The organism is Sinorhizobium fredii (genome assembly GCF_002944405.1).
In the GTDB taxonomy this organism is placed as follows: Bacteria; Pseudomonadota; Alphaproteobacteria; order Rhizobiales; family Rhizobiaceae; genus Sinorhizobium; species Sinorhizobium fredii_C.
Genome location: NZ_CP024310.1, coordinates 956,842 through 976,333, shown reverse-complemented (window position 1 = coordinate 976,333; position 19,492 = coordinate 956,842). Strand labels below are relative to the sequence as shown.

At 62.3% G+C, this 19,492-nt stretch carries 17 protein-coding genes and 1 pseudogene; 11 read left to right on the top strand and 7 right to left on the bottom strand.

Features of this window, described 5'->3' with window-relative positions; translation table 11 throughout:
* Positions 1-207 precede the first annotated feature (207 nt).
* From NXT3_RS28330 to NXT3_RS28310, 5 genes are all read left to right on the top strand, one after another.
* Positions 208-1,914, top strand: coding sequence for a phosphoethanolamine transferase (locus tag NXT3_RS28330; RefSeq protein WP_097524644.1), 1,707 nt, complete (start codon positions 208-210; stop codon positions 1,912-1,914).
* A gap of 29 nt (positions 1,915-1,943) precedes the next feature.
* Positions 1,944-2,324, top strand: coding sequence for a hypothetical protein (locus NXT3_RS28325; protein WP_037417291.1), 381 nt, complete (start codon positions 1,944-1,946; stop codon positions 2,322-2,324).
* Between the two features lie 208 nt (positions 2,325-2,532).
* Entirely contained in the window at positions 2,533-3,192 is a 660-nt protein-coding gene (locus NXT3_RS28320; RefSeq protein ID WP_097524645.1) for a metallophosphoesterase family protein, read from the top strand.
* 89 nt (positions 3,193-3,281) lie between these two features.
* On the top strand, positions 3,282-3,956 hold the full coding sequence (locus NXT3_RS28315) for an HAD family hydrolase (protein WP_037417295.1): 675 nt from the start codon (positions 3,282-3,284) through the stop codon (positions 3,954-3,956).
* A gap of 178 nt (positions 3,957-4,134) precedes the next feature.
* Positions 4,135-4,758, top strand: a complete 624-nt coding sequence (locus tag NXT3_RS28310) for an RBBP9/YdeN family alpha/beta hydrolase (RefSeq protein WP_097524647.1) — start codon at positions 4,135-4,137, stop codon at positions 4,756-4,758.
* A 45-nt stretch (positions 4,759-4,803) separates the two neighbouring features.
* Here the strand turns inward: NXT3_RS28310 and NXT3_RS28305 are convergent, their stop codons facing one another.
* Both NXT3_RS28305 and NXT3_RS28300 read right to left on the bottom strand, forming a co-directional pair.
* Positions 4,804-6,870 carry an ATP-dependent helicase gene (locus tag NXT3_RS28305; RefSeq protein WP_097524648.1) on the bottom strand — a complete coding sequence of 689 codons (2,067 nt, stop codon included), beginning with the start codon at positions 6,868-6,870 and terminating at the stop codon, positions 4,804-4,806.
* 162 nt (positions 6,871-7,032) lie between these two features.
* Positions 7,033-7,944 carry a hypothetical protein gene (locus NXT3_RS28300; RefSeq protein WP_199773411.1) on the bottom strand — a complete coding sequence of 304 codons (912 nt, stop codon included), beginning with the start codon at positions 7,942-7,944 and terminating at the stop codon, positions 7,033-7,035.
* Between the two features lie 146 nt (positions 7,945-8,090).
* Here NXT3_RS28300 and NXT3_RS28295 point away from each other — a divergent pair, with 146 nt between their 5' ends.
* Positions 8,091-8,336: a hypothetical protein gene (locus NXT3_RS28295; RefSeq protein ID WP_104841136.1), complete on the top strand. Its 246-nt coding sequence runs from the start codon at positions 8,091-8,093 to the stop codon at positions 8,334-8,336.
* A 30-nt stretch (positions 8,337-8,366) separates the two neighbouring features.
* On the opposite strand, the gene NXT3_RS28290 is transcribed toward NXT3_RS28295, so the two are convergent.
* Positions 8,367-8,576, bottom strand: a complete 210-nt coding sequence (locus NXT3_RS28290) for a hypothetical protein (protein WP_037417303.1) — start codon at positions 8,574-8,576, stop codon at positions 8,367-8,369.
* A gap of 256 nt (positions 8,577-8,832) precedes the next feature.
* On the opposite strand from NXT3_RS28290, the gene NXT3_RS28285 reads away from it, so the two are divergent.
* Together NXT3_RS28285 and NXT3_RS28280 are read left to right on the top strand one after the other, a co-directional pair.
* The gene (locus NXT3_RS28285; RefSeq protein WP_097524649.1) at positions 8,833-9,753 is read left to right on the top strand and encodes a GGDEF domain-containing protein; all 921 of its coding nucleotides are present in this window, start codon (positions 8,833-8,835) and stop codon (positions 9,751-9,753) included.
* A 222-nt stretch (positions 9,754-9,975) separates the two neighbouring features.
* On the top strand, positions 9,976-11,877 hold the full coding sequence (locus tag NXT3_RS28280; protein WP_104841135.1) for a potassium transporter Kup: 1,902 nt from the start codon (positions 9,976-9,978) through the stop codon (positions 11,875-11,877).
* Between the two features lie 51 nt (positions 11,878-11,928).
* Here the strand turns inward: NXT3_RS28280 and NXT3_RS28275 are convergent, their stop codons facing one another.
* Positions 11,929-12,126, bottom strand: coding sequence for a hypothetical protein (locus NXT3_RS28275; protein WP_097524651.1), 198 nt, complete (start codon positions 12,124-12,126; stop codon positions 11,929-11,931).
* Between the two features lie 330 nt (positions 12,127-12,456).
* Between NXT3_RS28275 and NXT3_RS28270 the strand changes: the two genes are divergently transcribed.
* Positions 12,457-13,596, top strand: a complete 1,140-nt coding sequence (locus NXT3_RS28270) for an NAD(P)/FAD-dependent oxidoreductase (protein ID WP_199773410.1) — start codon at positions 12,457-12,459, stop codon at positions 13,594-13,596.
* A gap of 216 nt (positions 13,597-13,812) precedes the next feature.
* Here the strand turns inward: NXT3_RS28270 and NXT3_RS28265 are convergent.
* Positions 13,813-15,183: pseudogene (locus NXT3_RS28265) on the bottom strand (ISNCY family transposase).
* Between the two features lie 170 nt (positions 15,184-15,353).
* The gene (locus NXT3_RS28260; RefSeq protein WP_037425458.1) at positions 15,354-15,818 is read right to left on the bottom strand and encodes an Lrp/AsnC family transcriptional regulator; all 465 of its coding nucleotides are present in this window, start codon (positions 15,816-15,818) and stop codon (positions 15,354-15,356) included.
* A gap of 124 nt (positions 15,819-15,942) precedes the next feature.
* On the opposite strand from NXT3_RS28260, the gene alr reads away from it, so the two are divergent.
* Together alr and NXT3_RS28250 are read left to right on the top strand one after the other, a co-directional pair.
* Positions 15,943-17,070 (top strand): alanine racemase, encoded by a 1,128-nt coding sequence (gene alr, locus NXT3_RS28255; RefSeq protein WP_104841134.1) that lies wholly within the window; start codon positions 15,943-15,945, stop codon positions 17,068-17,070.
* 21 nt (positions 17,071-17,091) lie between these two features.
* Complete coding sequence (locus NXT3_RS28250) at positions 17,092-18,342, top strand: D-amino acid dehydrogenase (RefSeq protein WP_037425465.1); 1,251 nt, start codon at positions 17,092-17,094, stop codon at positions 18,340-18,342.
* Positions 18,343-18,407: 65 nt separating this feature from the next.
* Here the strand turns inward: NXT3_RS28250 and NXT3_RS28245 are convergent, their stop codons facing one another.
* A complete protein-coding gene (locus NXT3_RS28245) occupies positions 18,408-19,427 on the bottom strand; it encodes a Gfo/Idh/MocA family protein (protein ID WP_104841133.1) in 1,020 nt (339 codons plus the stop codon).
* Positions 19,428-19,492 lie beyond the last annotated feature (65 nt).

Genomic DNA, 19,492 nt, shown 5'->3' with positions numbered 1-19,492 from the left:
ACCATAGGGGGTTTTCCCTCACGTGCCAACGTCGCAGAACCCGGGGAGCATCGTGCCCGACAGGACCTCGACAGTTTGCCCGCGGTACTGGCGGAGGTGTCGTGACACGCCGGCAACTTCGTCGCGTCCAAGAATAGGGACGACGCCGGTTCGAAAAAGGTGCGACGTAACCACGGGCAAAGAATTTCCATCCTGGAGAACAATGTTTTGGCTGTCTTCAGAATTCGCCGGCCGGAGATCGGCAGCATCTCCTTGAGTGCGGCGGCCACGCTTTATCTGCTGCTCATCACCAACAATTCCTTCTGGAGCCATGCGGTGACCTCTTTCGGTCACGCGTGGATCGCTGTCCTATCGTTCGGCGTGGCACTCGGTCTGACCACCTTTTCAGTCCTGACCATGCTGTCGATGAAATATCTGATGAAGCCGCTGTTGGTCCTGCTGATCGCCATATCGGCGGCTGCGTCGCACTTCACCGAGACGTTCGGCATCGTCATCGACAAGGAAATGATAGGAAACGCCGCCGTCACCACCGTGCCGGAGGCAAGCCACCTGTTGACTGGCAGTTTGGCGCTTCATCTTGCGCTCTACGCGCTCTTGCCGTCGCTTCTCATAGCCTGGGTTGAGATCAAGCATCGGCCGCTGCTCTCAAAAGCGGCTATCAATTTCCTCTTCATTGCTCCAGCGCTTCTCCTGAGCGGCATGCTCATCTACGCCAACTTTGCCGGCATCGCCTATGCACTCAGGGAGCATCGGGATCTGATGGTCCGGTTTAATCCGGCCGGACCGATCACGTCGGCGATCCGCTACGGGCTTTCCAGCTATCGCGAGCACAATCTGGTCGTGCAGCCGCTCGCGGTCGACGCCAAACAAGGCGCGCGCATCGCCAAAGCCGGCAAGCCTGTCGTCGTGGTGGTGGTCGCAGGCGAGACTGCGCGGGCGATGAACTTCTCTCTCAATGGCTATCACCGCGACACAAATCCGGAACTGGAGGCACTCGGAGTGGTCAACTACCGTGACACGACGAGTTGCGGCACGGCGACGGCCGTCTCGCTGCCCTGCATGTTTTCCATCTATCCGCGCATCGAGTATAGCGACTGGAAAGCTCGCTCGACCGAAAACCTCGTCAACGTACTGACGCATGCGGGCGTTTCGGTCACCTGGTGGGACAACAACACCGGCAGCAAGGGCATCGCCGACCTCGTCAGTTTTGCGAGCATGACGCACCAAAAGAACAGCCCACTTTGCAGCAATGGCGAATGTCTCGACGAAATCTTCCTCGGCGACCTGGATAAGAAGCTTGCCGCGACGACGAAAAACAGCGTCATCGTACTGCATCAGCTCGGCAGTCACGGCCCGGCCTATTACCTGCGCTATCCCGAAGCGTTCCGCCGCTTCACGCCGGACTGTCGCACGCCGGAGCTGATGAGCTGTACGACAGAGGAAATCGTCAACGCCTATGACAACACGATCCTCTATACCGACCATGTTCTGGCGAGCGTCGCCGGGCTCATCGAGAAGCATCAGGACCGCATCGCCGGCGCGATGATCTACATGTCGGACCATGGGGAATCGCTTGGCGAGAATGGCATTTACCTGCACGGCGCTCCCTATGCGATCGCACCGAAGGAACAAACTCAGGTCCCCTTCATCGCCTGGTTCTCGAAGCCCTACCAGGCGTTGATGGGCGTCGACACGGGCTGCCTTGCCAGAGATACCAACGAGCCGCGGTCGCACGACAACCTGTTCCATACTGTGCTGGGCATGATGGACGTGCAGACGCGAGTCTATAATCGCGCCCTCGACGCCTTCGCGGCCTGTACCAGGCCGGCGGGGCGGGAGAAAGGGGCGCCGGGCTTCCATGCGGCTGACAATGCTGCGCCACGGCGGCTGTCGGCAGTTCGACAAATCTGGTAGACTGCCGCGCTAGCATGGAGGAGAAAGCGATGCAGTTCGTTGGCATCCAGGTCTTCCCCGAGCGCGGCGGCAAGGCGGGGTTCACCGTCGAGTTCGTCGGTGCGACGGGTGAAGTCGTTTCCGTCCTGTGCCCGCAGAACGCGGCCGGCACCCTGAACAGGCTCAACGCCGTGGCGCGCGCGAAGGAAATCCTTGGAGCCGCCATGGAGGCGGATGGCGAGTTGCTCGGCATAACAGGCGCGCGGCGATCCCCATCGATCCCGGAAGGCGCGCTCGCGAATGCCCGCCAGGCACATGACGCGGATGCGATGGAAGAGCAGTTGGAGGAGGGGCTCGAGGACACGTTTCCTGCCAGCGACCCGGTGTCCATCACCAGTTCAGCCATTCCGAGAGCCACGCCGCGCCGTTGAGCTGTGCCACGGAAGCGCCGGACATCCTTCTTCCGGCTCTTCTGCCGCCTGATTAACCAACATATTGCGTTTCCGCAATTTTTCGCCGAAAGCGATTCCTTTAAATTTTGTAATGCGATAGAGCTGTTCGCTGAACCATGTGTTCGTAGCAGCAATTCAAGGTGCAACACGCGCGCCGCTGCAGCGACGGGGACAGGAGCACCGCTTCATGAATGGCCGACGTCTGACATTTGCTGTCGGTGACATTCACGGCTGTCTCGATGAGCTCGAAACCCTACTGAGCGCAATCGAGTCCGCCGCGCCGGAGGGGAGGGTGATTTTTCTCGGCGACCTCGTCGACCGGGGCCCGGAGAGCCGGGGCGTCGTCGAGCGGATCATGGCGGGACCGACCCAGGCCGGTTGGCAATGGCTCACGCTCAAGGGCAACCACGAAGACATGCTGCTCTCGGCCCGCAAGGGTCTCGCCGAGATGAGCTCGTGGCTGATGAACGGCGGCGGCGAGACCCTGGAGTCCTACGGCGGCGCCATACCCTTGAGCCATCTGGTCTGGATGGCCGAACTGCCGTCGATCATTGTCGACCCCTATCGCATCTTCGTCCATGCCGGCGTAGATGATTCGATCCCGCTCGAGGAGCAGGGCGACGACATTCTGCTCTGGATGCGGACCGATCCGAACTACTCCGGCCATTACTGGGGCAAGCATGTCTGCCACGGGCACACGCCGAGCCGCGGCAACCCCCGCACTGTCGGCAACAGAACCAATGTCGATTCGGGTGCCGTCTTCGGCGGCGTGCTTTCCTGCGCCGTTTTCGACGATGACGTCGCCGGCGGGCCGATCAATTTTCTTATTGCCGGCGGGCATCGCTGAGAGCGCCGAGAAGGAGGTTGTGCGCCGGCCCGTCCAGGGATAGTTGTGCAATCGCGCGATGCGCGAGACACTCGTTTCAAGGAGCCGGCTTGGATACCCTGACCACCGCGATATTCCCAAAAAGCTTCGCTGCCCTGCTGTTCGATATGGATGGCACCTTGCTCAATTCCATGGCCGTCGTCGAACGGGTATGGGGGGCATGGGCGGTCCGCAATGGGCTCGATCCCCATGAGTTGATGAAATCGGTGCACGGCGTGCGCGCGTCGGACACGATCCGCAAGCTCGGGCTTGCCGTCGACCCCGACCTCGAGGCGCACGCGCTCGCCTTGGCGGAGATCGCCGATGTGGAGGGTATCGTCGAGATACCCGGGGCGGTCGCCTTCCTTAATTCATTGCCGCCGGAGCGCTGGGCGATCGTCACGTCGGCGCCGCTGGAGCTGGCCAGGCGCCGCCTTGCCGCGGCCTGCATTCCGGTTCCGCGCCACATGGTCACCGGTGAGGACGTCACGGCGGGCAAGCCCGATCCGCAGGGCTATCTTCTCGCCGCCAGCCGGCTCGGTGTTCGCGGCGAGGACTGCTTGGTCTTCGAAGATGCTCCGGCTGGGATACTCGCGGGCAGTTCCGCCGGCGCCGAGGTGGCCGTGATCACCGGTGCTCACGCGGCAGCGGAGGGAACGCCGCATCTGACTTTGGAGCACTACGCCGACATCGAGGTCCGGATCGGCGGCGACGGCTGGCTTTCGCTCCACCGGCGCTATTGCTGATTTGCTCGCTGCAGGATGAGGCGATGCCGGTCGGTCGGCGCGCTTCGCTTATCCGGCATTTTTTCCAGTAATTTTGTAGAGAATGGACCTTCATTCCTTACCTTCGCTCTTGCTGCCGGGCACAATCTCCGCATGAACCTATTCATTTGCAGCAACCGGTGTTCCGGGGAGCGAACGTATGGTGAAGACGCTGATCGTTCCGGGTTTGTTCGGATCGGGCGAGGGGCACTGGCAGCGCCACTGGCTCATCGATCAACCAGGGGCCACGCTCGTCGAGCAGGGCGACTGGAGCCGACCGGCGCTTGCGGCTTGGCGAAGTGCTCTGGAGACAGAAATCGACAGGCATCCGTCGGTCGACATCGTCGCCCACAGTCTGGGCTGCCTGTTGGTCGCGGCCTTGGCCGGACGCCCGATTGTCGAGCGAATCCGAAGCGCGCTTCTGGTCGGCCCCTGTGATCTCGAGGAGACGGAGCGACTGCATCCGGGGGCGATCGCCTTCGGGGGCATGCCGCGACAGCGGCTTAGCTTTCCAAGTCTCGTCGTCGGCAGTCTTAACGATCCCTATATGCGCTTCGACCGCTTACGGATTTTGTGTGAAGAATGGGGCGGCCGCCTCGTCGATCTAGGCCATGCCGGCCACATCAACATCGCGAGCGGCTTCGGCCGCTGGCCGGCCGGCTACGATCTGCTCCAGGTTCTGAACGGCATGGCTAAAGACGACCGCTCGATCACTGCGCCGACAATGCTCGTCCGTCAATTGGCGCGTTCGGCTCCAGCGAGCCGGCAACGATCATTTTCCTAAGGCGCGTTCAAACGTATTCACGCTGCACACTTTGGGCGACATGCATTAACGCCACATACCGCGCATGCGGGCCCGGACATCGATGCGCAATTGCTGCGCATCACGCTGGCCAGCCGCAGCCGGCTTGGCAACGGGCCAGGCCGAGCACTCGAAGAATTGCAGAAGCGTTGCAGGTAGGAAGCGGCTGCGCGAGGCGTAGACATGCCGGTCGCCCTGGGCATGCTGACCGTGCGTAAAAAAGCGCTGCGGGGTGATCAGATGCAGGCTGTCCTTGGCGCGCGTCATGGCGACGTAAAGCAGACGGCGCTCCTCCTCGACCTCCGCCGTGCTGCCGACACCGAGATCGGACGGAATGCAGCCGTCGACGCAATTCAGCACGAAAACCGATTTCCATTCCTGCCCCTTGGCCGAGTGGATGGTCGAGAGGATGAGATAGTCCTCGTCGAGCAGCGGCACGCCCGCATGGTCGCTGGTGGCGTCCGGCGGATCGAGGGTGAGCTCGGTCAGAAAGCGCTCGCGCGACGGATAGCCGCTGGCGATCTGCTCGAGCTGCAAAAGGTCGGCCCTGCGCACCTCGGCGTCCTCATGGATCCGCTCCAGATGCGGTTCGTACCAGGCGCGGGCCGTGCCGATTTCCCCCGGCCAGCCGGTCCGGCCGGATCGCAAGCTCTGCAGCATGCCGGCGAAGGCCGTCCAGGCATCGCCGGAGCGCGGCGGGGCAGGGATCTCCGCAAGCGCCGCCAACGGTTCCGGATCGGCGGCGATCGCCTCGAGGACGCGCCCCGCCGTCTGCGGACCGACTCCGGGCAGCAATTGCATCAGCCGAAAACCCGCGACCCGGTCGCGCGGATTATGCGCAAAGCGTAGCGCCGCCAGCATGTCCTTCACATGCGCGCTGTCCAGGAATTTGAGCCCGCCGAACTTTACGAAGGGGATGTTGCGGCGGGTCAGTTCCACCTCGAGGGCACCGCTGTGGTGCGAAGTGCGGAAGAGCACCGCCTGCTGCTTCAGCAGCATTCCGCCTTCGCGGTTCTCCAGAACCAGTTCGACGACGTAGTTGGCCTGATCGGCCTCGTCGCGCACGGTCACGAGCCGCGGCCGCTCGGCCGATTCCCGCTCGGTCCAGAGGTTCTTGGTGAAGCGTTCGCGGGCCAGCTCGATGACGCCGTTCGCGGCAGCGAGGATTGGCTGTGTCGAGCGATAGTTCCGATCGAGCGTGATGATTTCCGCCGCCGGCGTGAAGCTTGCCGGAAAATCCAGAATGTTGCGCACCGTCGCGGCGCGGAACGCGTAGATCGACTGGGCGTCGTCGCCCACCACGGTGAGGCCCCGACCATTCGGCTTCAACGCAAGGAGGATCGAAGCCTGCAGCCGGTTGGTATCCTGATATTCGTCAACAAGCACGTGGTCGAACCGGCCGCCGACGTCCTCGGCGAGGACGGCGTCGCCCATCATCTGCGCCCAGTAGAGCAGCAGGTCGTCGTAATCGAGGACGTTCTGCGCCTGCTTGGCTTCGACATAGGCGCCGAAAAGTTCGCGCAGTTGCTTTTCCCAGGCAGAACACCAGGGAAAATTATCGCGCAGGACCTCGTCGAGCGGCTGTTCCGCATTGACGGTGCGCGAATAGATGGCAAGACAGGTCGCCTTGGTGGGGAAACGGTTCTCGCTTTTCGACAAACCAAGTTCGTGCCGCACGATGTTCATGAGATCGGCGCTGTCTTCCCGGTCGTGGATGGTGAAATCCGGATCGATACCGATTTCCCCCGCATGGTCGCGCAGGAGCCGCGCGCCGATGCCGTGAAAGGTTCCCGCCCAGGCAAGCGCGTCGGAGATCGTCCCGGCCTTGCCGCCGAGCACCTGGCCGCAGATGCGTTCGACCCTTCGGCCCATCTCGGCGGCCGCCCGGCGCGAGAAGGTCATCAGCAGGATACGTCGGGGGTCCGCACCGTTGACGATCAGATGCGCCACCCGGTGGGCAAGCGTGTTGGTCTTGCCGGAGCCGGCGCCGGCGATGATGAGAAGCGGACCACCGATATGGGCGTCCGGTCCGACACCGTGTGAGACGGCACTGCGCTGGCGCTCGTTCAGCTTTTCCAGATATGCGACGCTCATCCGGCTCGTCCCGCCTCCAGTTGAACAGGCGCGTCCTGTGAAGGCGGCGGGATTGCCGCGAATCGCGCGTGAACGGAAAAGGAACATAGCCGCAGTTCGACATGCCGCAAAGCCGCCAGCGGTCTGGATGATCAATTTCGGCCTGAACGGATGGTCGCTTCGCTATTCGACTCGCGTTCGCTGCGCGTCGGCACCCACCGGCTTTCGCGCCTGCTGGCGCCGCGCCATGGATCGGGCTTTTCTGCGGGCGATCCTCAACTCGGAGAGTGTCGGCTGCCACCATCCCCTGGAAAACGCCTCAGGCCCGGGCTCTCGGCGGGCCGGCCATGTCGCGACGAGTTCGGCAAGGGTCGGTGGGCGCCATCTCCCCCAGACGTGGTCAGCGGTGTGATCCGCTTGCGGATAGTATTGCGCCAGCGGCGCCGGCTCGGCGACTTCGCCGGAGAGATCCACAAAGACGACGCTCTCATACTGAACGGTCGCAACCGGGCGGCCCAAGGGCGGCGGATCGTCAGCGGGGAGGGGATAGCGGCGGCGACGCCTTTCCGCGGCCCGCGCTCTCGCCGCTCTCTCTGCCTCGGAATCTTTTTCCGCATCTCGGCGGCGCTTTCTTTCCTCCGGTTCGCTTCGTCGAGCGGCCTCCTCGATCCGTGGCCAGTGTCGCTGCAGTTCCTCGTAGGACCGGAAGGGTACGCGCCAGACCCGCCCATCCTCGTCCCAATGCGCCCAGGGAATTCCGCGCAGCAATTCGATCACCGATCTGGAATAGGGCGTTCGGATGCGCAGGTCGTCGCGGACCTCTAGATATGGGCTGACGATGGGCTCGAAATCATAGGCGTCGCGGCCTTTGGCGTCACCATGGATGTCGGCGCGCTCTGCTTCCCGTGCCAGCCACCGCTCGATACGACCGGCGGCCGTCGTTCCCGGCACGAACCAGCTCTTGCGTTCGTCGTTCCACCGGGACCGTGGGAACTCCTCGCGAAATCGCTCGACGGTCGCTCGATCATAGGGAAAGGACGCGAACTCACCTTGCCGAGCCTCAACGTCGCGCTTCCACTGATTGTGCGGAACCATGACCGTCTCCACGCCCTTCAGGAGTAACGCTGCGCGCGGTCGCTTTCTTCGTCTCTATCGAGCCTCCCGCAGCCAGATGCTTTTCGGAACGGCGCGATGGAACCGGTCTCCTCGTCTGCGAGTTTCCCTCTTCACTAGGAGGAACGATGCCTAAGGTCACCGACACGATCACCCAGCCCCAGCCCCCGGACCGCCGGGTCGAGTGCGAGCGCGCGCTGGAAGAGGATTTTCAGATTTTCACGAGTCTGGCCGAAAGCGCCGGCTGGACGTGGCAGGAGATCGCGCTCGCGCTGATGGAGCTCACCGAAGACTATGTGATCGCGATGCGAATGGCCGCGAAAATGGCCGAAGCCACTCCCGTTGCCTTCCCAGGAAACAAGACGTTGCACTGATGGCAGGCGGCCCGACCTCGCGTCGTGGGATCACTCCCGCGGACGCACGGACAGTTTTTTCAGCATTGCGACGTCGCGCACGCCGGACTGATAAATGCGAATCAACCGTGCGGCGATTTCATTCGCTCTCTCGCCGCTGCTCTCCACACCCTTTTCCTCCAGGATCTGTTCGAAAATGCTGTGCAGCAGATCCACCTCTGTGGGGCCGAAAGTGCTGCACCGGTCGCGAGATGGCACCATGGTTCATCTCCTCTCGACGGGGGCGGATTCGCACATCCGTGGCGCCCGAGCGTGTGCCGGAAACGTTCAGTGTATGCCTGATTGGGACGATGACGAGTCACTGCAGGTAGCGGCCCCGAATCTCTGTGCAAGTGCTGGTTTGCCCTTTGGGACCGTTGCCGGAGAGGAATGTCGGCCACGACGCCATTCGCCAAGCGCTTGCATTCGCACCGCTGGCTTATTGCTTCCTTTAACGAAGACCGTCTAACGTCGACATATGGCGAAGGATACCAGTCGACTCTTTGAACTCTTCGAGACCTCTCCGGTTCTCGTCGCCGCCTATGACGAGTTCGACAGGCTGCGCTACGCCAACGAGGCATTCCGGTCAGCCTATTTCGTCGCACCGGATGAGACGCCGCTATGGCCGGACTTGATGCGGCGGAACTTTCATGCCCAACGCGGAACCGTCATTCGCGCGGGAGATTTCGAAAAATGGCTGCGATCGACCCAGTCGCGCCGCGGCAAGGTCGGCTTCAGGTCTTTTGAAACCGATCTGTTCGACGGGCGCTGGCTTTGGATGACCGAAACCGTCGAGAAGGATGGCTGGATGCTTTGCGTGGCCACCGATGTGACCGGTCTCAGGGTGAAGGCGCGCACGGTGCGACAGGATCGTGATCTGGCCATCAAGGCCTCCTATACCGACGAACTAACCGGCGTCGCCAACCGCCGTTTCGTGACGGCGAGAATCGAGGACATGCTGCAGCAGAGCTCGCCAGGCTGCCTCTGCGTGCTGGACATCGACCGTTTCAAGAGCATCAACGACCAGTTCGGCCATCAGACCGGTGATGCAATCCTGAGGGATTTCGCGACGCGCATTCACCGCCTGGTGCGGCGCACCGACTGCTTCGGGAGGGTCGGCGGCGAGGAATTCGTGCTTACCCTACCGGCCACGCCCGTCGAGCAGGCTAAATTGATTCTCGAAAGAATGCTCGCCTCCGTGCGCAAGTCCCGTCCGCTTCAGGAGCGGCCCGATTTCGGATACACGTTTTCGGCCGGCATCGCGGGTGCTCAGCCGGGCGACACTGCGATCAGCCTCTATGCCCGTGCGGACCGGGCCCTCTACATGGCCAAGCTCGCCGGCCGGGACCGCATTCACGTGGATGAAACCGATTCCGACCGACCGGCGGTTGCCGGATAGATCAGGCGACCAGCCCCCGGACGGCCAGAGGTCAAGCTTCTGCCAGAGCGGATTTCTGCTGGATTCCCTTTCTGGGTCATGGAAGTCGGCGGTACAGTCCTGTACGAAGATAGAAACTTCTCCGATTTCCGCGCGTTGCAGAGAAGTTGGCGCCCTGCCTCCATTTTTGGCCCAGCATCATGCGCGTCCGTCACTTCGGGGATTTTCTGACGTGGAGAACCCATGACCGCCTCCGTCGACCATGCACCGGCACAGGGCCGTGGCCTGCGCCAGTTTCTCGCCCTGATGCTCGGATCCGTGGGAGTGGTCTATGGCGACATCGGCACCAGCCCCCTCTATGCGTTTCGTGAGGCATTGCGGCCCTTTGCGGCGGGCGGTGTCGAGCGGGCAGAGATCATCGGCCTCATCTCGCTGGTCATCTGGACGCTGACGATCATCGTGACAATTAAATACGTGATCCTGCTGCTTCGCGCCGACAACAATGGCGAGGGCGGCACCTTGGCCCTGCTTGCCCTGCTGATGAAGAAGGGCACCAGGTATCCGGTACTGATGTTCTTCACCGGCATTTTCGGTGCGTCGCTCTTCGTCGGCGACGCAATGATTACACCGGCGCTCTCGGTGCTCTCCGCCGTCGAGGGGCTGAAGCTCGTGACGCCGGCCTTGCACGACTACGTGCTGCCGATCTCGGTCGCGATCATGGTGCTGTTGTTTGCCGTTCAGTCGCGTGGCACCGGCGCGGTCTCGATCTTCTTCGGGCCGATCACCCTCATCTGGTTTTTGGTCCTGGGCGCAGCCGGCGTGGCCCATATCGGCGACGATCTCGCAATCCTCGGAGCCTTCAATCCCGTGCACGCCGTCGTTTTCCTATGGAATGCCGGCCTCGTTGGCTTCATCGTTCTTGGGGCGGTGTTTCTGACGGTCACGGGAGCGGAAGCTCTCTACGCCGATCTGGGGCATTTCGGCCGCGCCCCGATCCAGGCGGCCTGGATTGCGGTCGTATTCCCGGCGCTGACCTTGAACTATCTCGGACAAGGCGCGCTGATCCTGTCGCATCCGGAGGCGATCTCCGACCCGTTTTTCCTGATGTTTCCGAGCTGGGCCCTGTTGCCGGTGGTGCTCCTTGCGACGCTCGCGACCATCATTGCCAGCCAGTCGGTAATAACCGGCGCGTTCTCGCTCGTGCGGCAAGCCATCCACCTCGGCTTCCTGCCTCGCTTCGAGATCTGCTACACCTCGGAAACCCATACTGGCCAGATCTACCTGCCCTTGGTCAACACGGCGCTCCTCATCGGGGTGCTCGTCCTTTTGTTTGTGTTCGGCAGTTCCGAATCCCTCGCGCCCGCCTATGGCGTCTCGATCACCGGTGCCATGCTGATCGACACGATTCTCGCGTTCGAGTTCGTTCGCCGGCAGTGGGGCTGGGCTGTGCTGACTGCCATTGCAGTCCTACTCCCCTTGTTCCTGCTGGAAATGGTCTTTCTCGGCGCCAACCTCTTCAAGATTCACCATGGCGGCTTCGTACCCATCCTTTTCGCCGGAACGTTGATCACGATCATGTGGACCTGGCGGCGAGGCGTGCAGCTTCTGCGCGAGAAGACTGCGCGTCTGGAAGTGCCGCTCGACCAGTTCATCGCTGCCGTCGAACGAAAATCCGAGCACGCTCCGGTCGAAGTGCCGGGAACGGCGATCTTCCTGACCGCCACGCCCGAGACCACGCCGTCCGTCCTCCTGCACAACATCAAGCACAATCATGTGCTTCACGAGCACAACGTCATCCTGACCATCAAAACGGCAAGGGTGCCCTATGTCGCGGAGAAGGATCGCTACACGCTGACGAAGCTCTCCGACCGGTTCAGCAAGCTCGAGCTGAGGTTCGGCTTCATGGATGACCAGAATGTCTCACGGGCGCTGGCGCGCTGCCGCAAGGAAGGTTTTAAATTCGAGATCATGTCGACGTCCTTCTATCTCGGCCGGCGCAAGCTCGTTCCGGACCCCGCTTCGGGTATGCCGAGATGGCAGGACAGGCTGTTCATAGCGATGGCTGACTCGGCAATTGACCCGACCGACTACTTCCATCTGCCCGCCAACCGCGTCGTCGAGTTGGGGGAACAAGTGATCATTTAGCCGAAAAGGCACTCAGCGCCGAGACCTTGCGGAGCCGTTCGCAAGAAACTGTCATAACCTCCCGGGCGCGCTCAGCCTCTCTTGGGTCAGCGGTGCGTAGACCTTGGCTCCGGATCGCCTATCGTCTGCGACGCCGGTCGCCAGCACGAGGTAAGCGACGATGAGGCCGATCGACAAGAGCAAGACGCCAACGGCAAAAGCCGGTGAAGTCTCGGTTTCGTGAGCGTGCCATTCCTTCCTGCTGAACATGGGAACCTCCCATTGAATGGGAAAGTATGAAATGTGACGGTTGGGTGGGGATGAAATTCATGGGATTTACGAAAGAGCGTTTTGCCGCTCGGCGACCTCCGTCTCAAGGCTCGCACAACGAGGTCTGCAGTCAAGAATTAGACCATGACCCGAATGGGCGAGGGAGCATTGATCTAACGGGTCATTGGCGCGTCCCGCTCTCCTGTGCTAGAGCAATTTCTAGAACAGGCATGTAGCGGTCCTCCGTCCAAAAGTCATAATTTCAGAGAGTTAGCGCACTTCGTTGCTTTCATAGATTCGGTGAAGCAATGAAATGATGTCAGGCCTGCCATGTCGCTGGAGCAAGTGGAATGCATCATCGCGGGAGCCGGCGTCATCGGGCTTGCCGTTGCCCGCGCCCTTGCGCTGGCCGGCCACGAGGTGCTCATCCTCGAAGCGGCCGATCGCATCGGAAGCGAGACCTCGTCGCGCAACAGCGAAGTCGTCCATGCCGGCATCTACTATCCGGCAGGCAGCCTGATGGCGCGTCTATGCGTCGACGGCCGAAACCTGCTTTATGCCTATTGCCGCGAGCGCGGGCTTCCACACCAGCGGTGCGGCAAGCTGATCGTCGCAACTTCAGAAGCGGAGCTGAAACAGCTGCCGGCGATCGCCGCCGGGGCGGCGCACAACGGGGTGACGGATGTCAGGCAAATCTCTGCCGGGCAGGCGCGCTCCCTCGAACCGGCACTTGCCGCGACCGGCGCGCTCCTGTCGCCTTCGACCGGCATTGTCGACAGTCACGCCTATATGCTGTCGCTGCTCGGCGATGCCGAAAATGCCGGCGCAGTCCTCGTCTGCAACAGCCCGGTCGAGCGGGGTAGGGCAACCGCGCGCGGCATTGTGGTCGATGTCGGCGGCGCCGCACCGACACGTCTCGGCTGCCGTCTGTTCGTCAATGCCGCCGGGCTTGCCGCACCCAGGCTGGCACGCCTGATCGACGGCATGCCGCCGGCGCTGGTGCCGAAGGAATACTTCGCAAAGGGAGACTATTTCTCGCTCGTCGGAAAGGCGCCGTTCTCGCGCCTGATCTATCCCGTCCCCGTCAAGGGAGGCCTCGGAATCCACCTGACCCTCGACCTGACCGGCCAGGCGCGGTTCGGCCCCGACATCGAATGGGTCGACACGCTTCGATACGATGTCGACCCGGCAAAGGCGGCGCTCTTTTATGCCGGCGTACGCCGCTATTTCCCAGACCTTAAGGATGGCGCATTGCTGCCGGCCTATTCCGGCATTCGGCCGAAGATCGTGCCTCCGGAGGTCGCCTATCAGGATTTCGTCGTACAGGGCCCCACCGTGCATGGCGTGCCCGGGCTGATCAACCTGTTCGGCATAGAATCGCCGGGCCTCACCGCCTCTTTGGCCTTGGCGAAGTTGGTGGCGGAAGCGTTTGGCCAGCATCCCAAGAGGCGACGACTGTCGCATCTCTAACTGGCTCATATGTCGCATCTCTAAAATGCCGCTACATTGGATGTGGCGGCCAGGTTGAAATGTCCGCTCCGGCGCAAAGTAGAAATGTCACTTGCAGCGCTGCCACACGGCACGAGGACCAGCCCCGATCTGACCGGCTGGTCCGGGTTGCAAGGTGAGATCGGGGCGGGTGGATTATCCACTGATCGGCTTTAGCTTTGACAGCCAGACCACTGATTATTCTGCGGCATCAAGGCGAGAAAGCGCTTGCTGCCGGCGGGCGATGACCGCGGGATCGTTGATAAAATCCGTCCGTTTGCCCGGCTTACGTCTTCGCGGCCTATAGCCATTCTTCTCGCTGTTGGTCCCGACCTTCGGCGCCGGCAACTGCTCCTGCCGCTCCTTGATGTAGGCCAGCACATCGGAAAGCCGCTTGTTCTCGGTGATCGCCGCATGCGTCACCCGCTGGTCCTTGTCGAACGTCTTATAAGGCAGGGAATGTCCCTTCCAGCGCACGTCGAGCCGGCCGTCGGCGAAAGCGTAGGTCTCGACATAGCGCCCGACCAGTCCGCGTGTCACCTCGTTCTCCTCGAGCGTGATCCGCTTGCGCTCGTAGGAGAACGTCAACTGGGCGCCGACATAACGCTGCTCGCGCTTGCAGAGAATATCCTTTAGCCGGTCCGGCATGAGGTTCAACGGCCGATGCAGATTCTCCGACCGGGCAGGGGTGCGGGCAAAGCGTGCATTGTGACGCGCGATAAAGCCGGGCAGGAAGTCGTTGCCTGCGTCCATGCCGGAGATCCCGGCGAGCCGCAGTTCCTTGACCAGCCGGTCCTGCAGCGTTCGGTTCATCCGCTCGACCCGGCCCTTCGCCTGGCTCGAATTTGCGCAAAGAATCTCGATGTTTAGCTCTGAGAGCGCGCGCCCGAACTGCGTCATTCCCTGACCGCCCTTGGCATCCTTCTTCGCCACCCGGAACACCGAATGCTTGTCGGAATAGAAGGCGACAGGAGCGTCGTGCTCCTTCAGATAGAGCTCCAGCCCTCAAAATAGCTGAAGGCGCTTTCCGACCGCACGACGCGCAACTGCAGCAGCTTGCCCGTCGCATCGTCGATGAACACCAGAAGCGAACGGGGCGGCCCACGATCCTCAAACCAGCGATGCTCGGAACCGTCGATCTGCACCAGCTCGCCGTAGGCTTCTCGGCGCAGCCGCGGCTGATGGAACGTGCGCCGCTGCTTGCGTGACAGCCACAGGCCGGCCTCAGCCATCCATTTGCGCAAGGTCTCGCGCGAAACCGTCAGCCCATGCGCTTCGGCCAGCTTCTCGGCCGCCAGCGTCGGACCGAAATCCGCATAACGCTCGCGCACAATCGCCACCGCATAATCGCGCACGCCGTCGCAAATCCGATTGTTCGACGGCCGGCCGCGCCTTGTGCCGGATCGCCGCCGCGCCATGCTGCCCGAAGACATCCAGCAACCGGCGAACCTGACGCGGGCTCAGCGCCAGGACTTGGGCTGCAGACACGATCGTCGTCCGACCGTCGACGACCGCCGACAAAACCTCAATCCGCTGCAGATCGCGCTCGCTCATCGCAATCAGTCCCATCCGCAATCTCCCACGGCATCAAAACGCGGGGAGAGTGACATTCTTACTTTGCAGGATCAGGACACTTCAACTTTGCGGCTACAATGCAAAATCGCGTAATCTATCTTATGGAACTTCGGACAATGAGGCCACCCACTGGATTATTTGCCCCGAAACCTTCGACAGACCCGTCACCGCCGGGGCTTGGTTCGGGTGGCGAGAACGTTGCGGATTGAAAAGCTCGAATGGATGCGCAGGACGCCGGGCAGCGTCGAGAGAATGTCCTTGTGGATCCGCTCGAACTCGCCGGCGCCCGCGACTTCTACCCGCAGCAGATAATCCGATCCGCCCGTCATGAGGAAGCATTCGCGTATTTCCGGATGCTTGCGCACCGCCGCTTCGAAACGGTCGAGATGATCCTCCGTCTGTCGCTCCAGCGTGATATTGATGATCACCGCGATCGTGTCCTCGGAACTGCCGCTTTCCACCAGCGCGGTGTAGCCGCGTATGACGCCGGCCTCTTCGAGCAATCTTATCCGGCGCAGACAAGCCGACGGCGACAGGCCAACCTCCTTCGCCATGCGGGCATTGCTCATGCGCGCGTTGACGCGGAGCAGACGCAGGATATTTCGATCGATCGCGTCAAGCGCTGTCATGCATAAAAGCTCCGTTTTTGTGCAGTATGTGCAGGTATTGCCCATACTTTGATACAATCAATCAACACCAGATAAGATATTCGACGATCGTTTCAATATGTTCTGCGCAACGAGAGGGTTGCACATGAACCGTCATGCCTTGCATGTTCCAGATCGACAAACGGTGGGTGGCGCTTCGGGCTACCTGACGATCGATCTTGCCGCCTTGCGGCGGAATTATCGAAAGCTTTCGACAAGGGTCGCACCGGCAACCGCCGCCGCGGTGGTCAAGGCCGACGCCTATGGCCTTGGCGCCGAGCAGGTCTCCGACGCCCTGCATGCGGAAGGCTGCCGGCATTTCTTTGTTGCGCATCTCCCCGAGGCGGTGAAGCTCGGACCGCTTTTGCCGAACGACACGCAGATATTCGTGCTCAACGGGCTGCAGCCCGGAACGGAGATCACCTGCGCCAAGGCCCGCATCGTTCCGGTTCTCAACTCTCTCGAGCAATTCCGCCGCTGGTCGCTGACGGCGCGGAAGCTCGGGCGCGTTCTTCCCGCCGTCTTGCAGTTCGACACGGGCATGTCGCGCTTGGGGGTTCCCCCGGAGGAACGAACCCCGCTTGCGGCTGATCTCGAGGGCTGCGGCAATATCGAAATTCTGTTCATCATGAGCCACCTCGCCTGCGCCGACGAGTTGGACAATGGCCAGAATGCAGAGCAGCTCGCCGAGATCGGTCGGATCGCCGCCGAGTTTCCAGGCTTGAGCGTCTGCCTAGCCAATTCCGGCGGCATATTCATGGGCGACGACTATCACGGTGTGCTGTCTCGTCCCGGCATCGCCCTCTACGGGGGAGCACCCACAGCGGGCAAGCCCAATCCAATGGAGCCGGTCGTGCGGCTCGACGTTGCCGTCATTCAGACGAGAACGGTGCCGGCCGGCACGCGGGTCGGATATGGCGGTGCGCATGTGACTTCCGCCGAAACCAGGCTTGCCACGATCGCCGCAGGCTATGCCGACGGCCTGCCGCGCAGTCTCAGCCATCGCGGCGCCGTTTTCTACGACGGCGTTCGCCTGCCGTTCGTCGGGCGCGTCTCGATGGACAGCATAACCGTCGATATTTCCGCCCTTCCCGAAGGCACGCTTGCGCTGGGAAGCCTTGTCGAGGTTCTCGGCCCTCACCAAACGCTTGAAGAACTGGCGGAAGCAGGCGGCACCATCTCCTATGAAATTCTGACTAGCCTCGGCCGCCGCTACGAGCGTCGCTACCTCTGATCGTCCATCATCGAGGAAACCATGAAAGTCATCGTTCTCGGCGCCGGTGTGATCGGCGTCACCAGTGCCTACCAGCTCGCCAAGGCAGGACACGAGGTCACCGTCATCGACCGCCAGCAAGGTCCGGCCCTGGAAACCAGCTTCGCCAATGCCGGCGAAGTCTCCTTCGGCTACTGCTCGCCCTGGGCCGCACCCGGTATTCCAATGAAGGCGCTGAAATGGCTCTTCATGGAGCATGCGCCGCTCATCCTGCGGCCGAAGATCGACCGCGCCATGCTCACCTGGATGTTCCAGATGCTGAGGAACTGCACCCCGGAGCGCTACGCGATCAACAAGAGCCGCATGTTGCGCCTCGCGGCTTACAGCCGGACATCACTGGCGGAGGTCCGGGCGGAGACCGGCATCGCCTATGACGAACGCATGCAGGGCACGCTGCAGCTTTTCAGGACGCAGCAGCAGCTGGACGCTTCGGGCAAGGATGTCAAGGCGCTGGCGGCCGACGGCGTGCCCTACAAGGTGCTCGACCGTGACGGCTGCATTGGGGTCGAGCCCGCTCTGAAGCATGTCCGAGAAAAGATCGTCGGCGGTCTGCTGACGCCGAAGGACGAAACCGGCGACTGCTTCAAATTCACCAACGCGCTCGCCGCCAGGGCGGCGGCGCTCGGAGTCCGCTTCGCCTATGGCACGCTTATCAAGGGGCTGGATGTTGAAGGCGGGCAGGTGCGCGGCGTCCTGACCGAACGCGACCGGCTGAACGCGGATGCGGTCGTCGTCGCGCTCGGCAGCTATTCACCGCTGCTGCTGAAACCATTCGGCATCAAGCTGCCGGTCTATCCCGTCAAGGGATATTCACTGACGATTCCCATCACCGACGCTTCGCGCGCACCGGAATCCACCGTCATGGACGAGACCTACAAGATCGCCATCACGCGTCTCGGCGACCGGATCCGTGTCGGCGGCATGGCGGAAATCTCCGGATACACCAACGATCTTGGCCCTGCCCGGCGGCGCACCCTCGACCATTCGGTGACAGATCTGTTCCCGGGCGGCGATTTGCGACAGGCATCCTTCTGGTCCGGACTCAGGCCGATGACGCCGGACGGGACGCCGGTGATCGGGCCGACGAAGATTGCCGGTCTCTACCTCAACACCGGACACGGCACGCTCGGCTGGACGATGAGCTGCGGTTCGGCCCGTCTCATCAGCGATCTGGTCGGCGGGCGCAAGCCAGAGATCGACGCGAAGGATCTGGCGATCGGTCGCTATAGGTGAGCCGTCATGTTCACTGAGAAAGCCATGTCCGCCTCCCCGATTGGTCGTAGGTGGCGCAACGAGGCCTAAGAACGTTGCGGGCGGCCGCTCTCGGCGGCCGCGAGAATTGCTTCAATGAGGCGGTGAACCCTTATCGCCTCGCGGCCGTTGACGCGCGGCTCTCGTCCGGTCTCGATGGCATCGAGGAAATCGGCGAGCACCGCGCGGTGATGGTGGTGCGGGAAGGCCATCGGATCGGCGCCGGCACCTCCGGCCGCCTCGTCCTCGATCGTGAGTTCCGTTCCATCGTGAAAGGAGACGGTCAAATTCCTTCCGCCGAGGCGCGCCATGCCGCGCGTGCCGATGACGTCGATCTCGTCGGGAAAGCCCGGATAGGCGCAGGTGGTAGCACTCACCGTGCCGATCGCTCCGTTTGCAAAGCGGATTGCCGCCATGGCGAGGTCTTCCGTTTCCATGCGGTGCACCTTGCTGGTTGCCGCATGGGCTCTGACCTCCTCCGGAAGGCCGGCGAGTGAAATCATGAGGTCGAGCGTGTGGATCGCTTGGGTGAGAAGCACGCCGCCGCCGTCGCGAGCCCGCGTGCCACGTCCCGGCTGGTCGTAATAGCTTTGCGGGCGCCAGTTGTGGAGGCGCGCCGAAGCGCTGACGATCTCGCCGAGACGCCCCTCCTCGATCAGTTCGGCAAGTGCCTCGCTGACCGGGCGAAAGCGGTGCTGAAGCACGATGCCGAGTACGATTCCTGCTTTTTCGGCAAGTTCCACCAATGCCTCGGCGCGCGCCGGCGTTATCTCCAGCGGCTTTTCGAGAAGCACATGCTTGTTCGCTGCGGCCGCCCGCCGGACGAGGTCAAGATGTGTATTGGGCGGCGTCAGCACCATGACGGCTGCTATCGACGGATCGGCGAAGATCGTCTCGGCGTCGTCGCAAGTTGGAAATCCATAAGTCTGCGTAAATGCTTCGCGCCGCGCCGGCGTAGGACTGAAGGCAGCGGCGACCTCGGCCCTCTCCTGTAAATCGAGCAGACTTTTGGCATGTGGCGCTGCGGCCATGCCGAGGCCGATCAGACCGACGCGTATCCTTGCCATCTCGCTCTCTCCATCACCCGGTGATCGGCGATCCCTTTGAGCAGAACCGCACCGCTGCCGCCCTT

Excerpts from the sequence above, each read along its gene's own strand:
- NXT3_RS28280 (WP_104841135.1), top strand. The coding sequence starts at position 9,976 with ATGACCGCCTCCGTCGACCATGCACCGGCACAGGGCCGTGGCCTGCGC.
- alr (WP_104841134.1), top strand. The coding sequence starts at position 15,943 with ATGAACCGTCATGCCTTGCATGTTCCAGATCGACAAACGGTGGGTGGC.
- NXT3_RS28325 (WP_037417291.1), top strand. The coding sequence starts at position 1,944 with ATGCAGTTCGTTGGCATCCAGGTCTTCCCCGAGCGCGGCGGCAAGGCG.
- NXT3_RS28275 (WP_097524651.1), bottom strand. The coding sequence starts at position 12,126 with ATGTTCAGCAGGAAGGAATGGCACGCTCACGAAACCGAGACTTCACCG.
- NXT3_RS28250 (WP_037425465.1), top strand. The coding sequence starts at position 17,092 with ATGAAAGTCATCGTTCTCGGCGCCGGTGTGATCGGCGTCACCAGTGCC.
- NXT3_RS28300 (WP_199773411.1), bottom strand. The coding sequence starts at position 7,944 with ATGGTTCCGCACAATCAGTGGAAGCGCGACGTTGAGGCTCGGCAAGGT.
- NXT3_RS28295 (WP_104841136.1), top strand. The coding sequence starts at position 8,091 with ATGCCTAAGGTCACCGACACGATCACCCAGCCCCAGCCCCCGGACCGC.
- NXT3_RS28310 (WP_097524647.1), top strand. The coding sequence starts at position 4,135 with ATGGTGAAGACGCTGATCGTTCCGGGTTTGTTCGGATCGGGCGAGGGG.
- NXT3_RS28270 (WP_199773410.1), top strand. The coding sequence starts at position 12,457 with ATGTCGCTGGAGCAAGTGGAATGCATCATCGCGGGAGCCGGCGTCATC.
- NXT3_RS28320 (WP_097524645.1), top strand. The coding sequence starts at position 2,533 with ATGAATGGCCGACGTCTGACATTTGCTGTCGGTGACATTCACGGCTGT.
- NXT3_RS28245 (WP_104841133.1), bottom strand. The coding sequence starts at position 19,427 with ATGGCAAGGATACGCGTCGGTCTGATCGGCCTCGGCATGGCCGCAGCG.
- NXT3_RS28285 (WP_097524649.1), top strand. The coding sequence starts at position 8,833 with ATGGCGAAGGATACCAGTCGACTCTTTGAACTCTTCGAGACCTCTCCG.
- NXT3_RS28305 (WP_097524648.1), bottom strand. The coding sequence starts at position 6,870 with ATGAGCGTCGCATATCTGGAAAAGCTGAACGAGCGCCAGCGCAGTGCC.
- NXT3_RS28290 (WP_037417303.1), bottom strand. The coding sequence starts at position 8,576 with ATGGTGCCATCTCGCGACCGGTGCAGCACTTTCGGCCCCACAGAGGTG.
- NXT3_RS28260 (WP_037425458.1), bottom strand. The coding sequence starts at position 15,818 with ATGACAGCGCTTGACGCGATCGATCGAAATATCCTGCGTCTGCTCCGC.